The following is a 641-nucleotide window of genomic DNA, read 5'->3' as shown; positions in this document are numbered from 1 at the left end:
CCTTAACAGGGCGTTATGTTCTTGGAGGACGTGGTGGAGTATCAAAGAGATAGGGTAACTTTTAGCGTTTTCCATAAACTTGTTGTAAAGCTATATAAGGCTCTCATATTCAAACTTTCAAACAGAAAAGAGAAGCTAGAGTGGCAGTTAATATTGATAGCCGATTGTTTACGAATCATCGGGCTATATAGGTTGGCTTATTGGCTGGCTTCTAAAGTGCAAACTTCAACGTCTAGCGTTAAGAACAAGTTCTGGTCAACCCATACTTCAGGTATAGCTCTGCAATATGCAGGTGACATGATTGGCGCTGAAAAAGAATTCCTAAAAAGCCAGGATTTTGCTTGTGAGCTCTCTTTGAGTTTTAGTTTGCAGCATTTGGGTAAATTGAACGTTGAGCTTGGCAACTATGAACTGGCTGAGCAACAGTTCATAGAAGCGCTGGCAATTCGAGATAAATTGAAGCGGACTGACTTGGTAGAGTCGACTAACCGGGCAGTTCGAGGACTACAAAAGCTACGAACATAACAAACTGTTTAAGAGTGATTCAGCACGCGTAGCATTTTCGATATGCGTTGACTTTGGTGTTGAAGTGCCATGCAGCAGCTTGGTCATTGCGTGCTTCACACCTTAACAGAGCGTTA

The 641-nt window shown here is 42.3% G+C and carries 1 protein-coding gene; it reads left to right on the top strand.

Annotated features, from left to right (window positions below):
* The first annotated feature begins 15 nt into the window (after nt 1-15).
* Nucleotides 16-525: a hypothetical protein gene (locus tag R7O13_RS28065; RefSeq protein ID WP_318305347.1), complete on the top strand. Its 510-nt coding sequence runs from the start codon at nt 16-18 to the stop codon at nt 523-525.
* The last annotated feature ends 116 nt before the right edge of the window (nt 526-641 follow it).

This window comes from Vibrio sp. Y176, assembly GCF_033438945.1.
The sequence above is the reverse complement of the archived record's forward strand: the minus strand, read 5'-3'. Positions and strand labels throughout refer to the sequence as shown.

Coding starts and splice junctions, on each gene's coding strand:
- R7O13_RS28065 (WP_318305347.1), top strand. CDS start 16: ATGTTCTTGGAGGACGTGGTGGAGTATCAAAGAGATAGGGTAACTTTT.